Source organism: uncultured Pseudokineococcus sp. (assembly GCF_947495735.1).
Taxonomy (GTDB): domain Bacteria; phylum Actinomycetota; class Actinomycetes; order Actinomycetales; family Quadrisphaeraceae; genus Pseudokineococcus.
In genome coordinates, this window is the sequence record NZ_CANMAA010000030.1 from 1 (window position 1) to 3,819 (window position 3,819).

A 3,819-nucleotide genomic window follows, 5' to 3' on the forward strand; every position below is an offset into this window, starting at 1 on the left:
ACCACCACCAGCACCACCCCGCTCCGGCTACCATCAGAGCGTCACTTCAGAGCCTCCACTGAACCCGGGGCGAGACACCTTCCTGCTCCGGCTGCGCGACACCGGCATGCCCATCGCCACGATGCGCCGCTTCGCCGACCTGCGACGCGACGGCGAAGCCGGCCGCCCCGGCCGCCTGGTGATGCTCCTCGAGCACCGCCGCACCGTGCGCCAGCGCATCGACGACCTCCGCCAGAACCTGCACGCCATCGACCTCAAGGTCGACCGACACCGACGACTGCTGCATCACCGAGGAGCACCCGCCATGACCGAGGGCACCGACTTCGCCTTCCGGCCCATCCACCACGTCCAGCTGGCCATCCCCCGCGGCCATGAGGACCAGTGCCGCGCCTTCTGGGGCGACGTCCTGGGCATGCGCGAGCTCGACAAGCCCCCCGTGCTCGCCGCCCGCGGCGGCTGCTGGTTCTCCGGCGGCGCGCTCGAGGTCCACCTCGGCGTCGAAGAACCCTTCGCCCCCGCCCGCAAGGCCCACCCCGGCCTCCTCGTCGACGGCATCCACGCCCTGGCCCAGCGCCTCCAGGACGCCGGCCACCCCGTCACGTGGGACGACGACTTCCCCGGCCACGAGCGCTTCTACGCCGCCGACCCCTTCGGCAACCGCCTCGAGTTCCTGCAGCCGCACGCCAACTGACCGGTCCCGCAGACGATTCGCTGGCCGGACAGCGTCCCGCTGTCGATCGCTCACCGGAACGGGGCTTCGACCTCCTGGGCGCGCAGGAACAGGTAGTGCTGCTCGGCGAGGTTGGTGGCCCGGGTGGCCGCTGCGCGGTAGGCGGTGGCCGCTGCGGAAGCGTCGCCGGCGCGTTCGAGGAGGTGGGCGCGGACGGCGTCGAGGCGGTGGTGGCCGGCCAGCGCTCCGGTAGCCAGGTCTTCGAGGAGCGCGAGGCCCGCGGCTGGTCCGTCGCGCATCCCGACGGCCACGGCGCGGTTGAGCGCGACGACGGGGTTGGGCGCGATGCGCAGGAGGACGTCGTAGAGCCCGACGACCTCCTCCCAGTCGGTGTCCTCGCTGCGGGGAGCCTGGGCGTGCAGGGCGGCGATGGCCGCCTGCAGCTGGTAGGGCCCGAGGGGGCCGCTGCGCAGGGCGCTGGTGGTGAGCGCGGCGCCCTCGGCGATGGCCTGGCGGTCCCAGCGCGTGCGGTCCTGCTCGGAGAGGGGGACCAGGACGCCGTCGCTGGTCTCCCGGGTGGCTCGACGGCTGTCCACCAGGAGCAGGAGCGCCAGCAGGCCGGTGGTCTCCGACGAGGAGGGCAGCCGCTGGTGCAGCAGCCGGGCCAGGCGCAGCGCCTCGGTGCACAGCTCCTGCCGTCGCAGCCCGGGGCCGGCGGCGGCGGAGTGCCCCTCGGTGAACATCAGGTAGAGGACCTGGTGGACGACGTCGAGGCGGGTGAGGAGCTCGGAGCCGCGAGGCAGGGTGAACCGCGCTCCCGCGGCTCGCACGGCGGCCTTCGCGCGGGTGATCCGCTGGGCGACCGTGGTCTCGGGCAGCAGGAGCGCCACCGCGATCTGGGCGGTCGTCAGGCCACCGACCGCCCGCAGGGTCAGCGCCAGCTGCGACGCCGGAGTCAGCGAGGGGTGGCAGCACAGGAACAGCAGCGCGAGAGAGTCATCGCCTGACCTCGGCTCCTCGTCCGCGGCCGGCGCAAACAGCCGCACCTGCTGGGACACGGCTACCTCGCGGCGCTGGCGGGCGGCGTCAGCACGGATGGCGTCGATGAGGCGTCGGGTCGCGACCGTCGTCAACCACCCCCGGGGTGAGTCGGGGACCCCGTCGACGGGCCAGGCGGTGTGCGCGGCCACCAGCGCCTCCTGCAGGGCGTCCTCGCAGCGGCCGAAGTCCCCGTGCCGGCGCAGCAGCGCGCCGAGGACCTGCGGGGTGAGCTCCCGCAGCAGGTCCTCGGCGCGCTGGTGGCCGCTCGATGCGCCCTCGCTCACGCCGGCGCGTCGCCGTGGGTCATCAGCGGCCAGACCTCCAGCCCTCCGCCGAGAGCGGAGGCGTGGCGCAGCGCCGGGTAGGAGCGGGCGATCTCCAGGGCCCGCTCCTCGCTGTCGACGTCGACGACGAAGAAGGAGCCGACGTGCTCCTTGGCCTCCAGGTACGGCCCGTCGCTGACGACCGGCACCCACCCTGGGCACGCACCGCTCGAGGTGCCGTCACCAGCCCCTCCACCGCCACCAGCTCACCGGACTCCCGCAGCGAGGCGTTGAACGCGTCGACCTCGGCGATCAGCGCGGCGATGTCCACCGCCGGGTCGCCCCACACCTGCTCGTTGCCGTAGACCAGCACCAGGAACTTCATCACTGCCTCCACTCTCGCGTGCCCCCTGCGGGCCCGTCGCAGGAGAGTCGGAGCCGACACCCTCCACACGACACGACACCACCAGCGATCTCACGCAGTCCACTGGCCCCTGGCCATGACAGCCACGTGCCGTCTCGTATGACGACCCCCTACCGGCGACGGCGCAGACCAGCAGCCCGCCCAGACGCCGCCTCGCGGCGGACGTCCCGTTTGACCTGTCCGGATCGGATCCCGATGACCGGGCGTCATACGGAGCAGCGCAACACCGCAAAGGGCAAGCCGTCAGGCTCGAGCGCTCAGCGCCGGCGGGTGAAGGCGGCGCGGGCGAGCAGGCCGACGCCGGCAAGGGCCGGAAGGGCGACGAGCAGCGTGTCGCGCCACGCGAGGGCGGCCACGGCGACGTCGCCGTTCTCCGGGTTGAGGTACGTACACCGTGCGCCCAGAGGCCACCACGACCACTGCACGTCCGCCTGCCACTCCTCATGGGGCGGGGAGTACGGCAGGTCCTCGAGGCAGGCTTGTGCGTCCCCGAAGCCGCCGGAGCGCGCGGCGACCTCGAACAGGAGGTAGGCCGCGACGACGAGCAGCACCACCCCGGGCCACCACCGCGGCCGGCGCCGGGAGGTGGCAGCCCCGCTCCCCCGCTCTGCCGTCACGGGCGCGCCGCCGCCGACCCGGTGGCGCCTCCGGCAGGCTCCGACCGCTGTAGCGCGGGCGGCGCGCTGGCCTCCTCCGCCAGGACGGTGCGGTAGAGGGTGGCCCGGCTGACGCCGAGGTCCTTGGCCACCGAGGTGACCGTGGCGCCGGGGCGGGCGAGCAGAGCACGGGCGGCCTCGACCCGCGCGGGCGTCATGACGGTGGGGCGGCCGCCGACGCGGCCGCGGGCGCGGGCTGCCTCCAGGCCGGCGAGGGTGCGGTCGCGGATGAGCTGGCGCTCGAAGTCGGCCAACGCGCCGAAGATCGAGAAAACGAGCCGTCCGCCGGCGGTGGTGGTGTCGATGGCCTCGGTCAGCGACCGGAAGCCCACTCCCCTGCCCTCAAGCTCGGTGATCGTCGCCAACAGGTGCGGAAGAGACCGCCCGAGGCGGTCCAGCCGCCACACCACCAGGGTGTCGCCGGGCAGCAGCCGCTGGAGCAGCCGGGCGAGCTCCGGGCGGTCGTCACGCCCGCCGGAGGCGACGTCGGTCCACACCTGCGCGCACCCGGCCGCGACCAGGGCGTCGGTCTGCAGCGACGGGTCCTGCGCCGTGGTCGAGACCCGGGCGTAGCCGAGGGCGTGTCCCATGCGCGCGAGCGTACGGAAACGGCCCGACCAGGGTTCCGCGACACGGAGGTTTCGGACACGAGTTCCGGACGCCGCTCCCCCGGCGTGTCGCCCCGCCAGCGCGACTGTCGCTCAAACGATCGGATTAGGCCAGGGACACTCCGGTAGGAGGATCCCCACAACAACGGCGACCGAT

5 protein-coding genes and 1 pseudogene are annotated in these 3,819 nt (G+C 73.8%); 2 read left to right on the plus strand and 4 right to left on the minus strand.

Going from position 1 to position 3,819, the window contains the following annotated elements; translation table 11 throughout:
• Nucleotides 1–121 precede the first annotated feature (121 nt).
• Together Q0848_RS19105 and Q0848_RS18785 are read left to right on the plus strand one after the other, a co-directional pair.
• Nucleotides 122–184 (plus strand): annotated as a pseudogene (locus Q0848_RS19105) (hypothetical protein); the annotation flags it as partial.
• Between the two features lie 120 nt (nt 185–304).
• Nucleotides 305–691, plus strand: a complete 387-nt coding sequence (locus tag Q0848_RS18785) for a VOC family protein (RefSeq protein ID WP_299040356.1) — start codon at nt 305–307, stop codon at nt 689–691.
• A 50-nt stretch (nt 692–741) separates the two neighbouring features.
• On the opposite strand, the gene Q0848_RS18790 is transcribed toward Q0848_RS18785, so the two are convergent.
• The 4 genes from Q0848_RS18790 to Q0848_RS18805 all read right to left on the minus strand — a co-directional run bounded on the left by Q0848_RS18790 (nt 742) and on the right by Q0848_RS18805 (nt 3,644).
• Entirely contained in the window at nt 742–1,995 is a 1,254-nt protein-coding gene (locus tag Q0848_RS18790) for an RNA polymerase sigma factor (RefSeq protein WP_299040358.1), read from the minus strand.
• On the minus strand, nt 1,992–2,183 hold the full coding sequence (locus Q0848_RS18795; protein WP_299040359.1) for a YciI family protein: 192 nt from the start codon (nt 2,181–2,183) through the stop codon (nt 1,992–1,994). The genes Q0848_RS18790 and Q0848_RS18795 overlap by 4 nt, the downstream gene beginning before the upstream one ends.
• A 472-nt stretch (nt 2,184–2,655) precedes the next feature.
• On the minus strand, nt 2,656–2,952 hold the full coding sequence (locus Q0848_RS18800; protein WP_299040360.1) for a hypothetical protein: 297 nt from the start codon (nt 2,950–2,952) through the stop codon (nt 2,656–2,658).
• Nucleotides 2,953–3,011: 59 nt separating this feature from the next.
• A complete protein-coding gene (locus Q0848_RS18805; protein WP_299040362.1) occupies nt 3,012–3,644 on the minus strand; it encodes a recombinase family protein in 633 nt (210 codons plus the stop codon).
• Nucleotides 3,645–3,819: the final 175 nt, after the last annotated feature.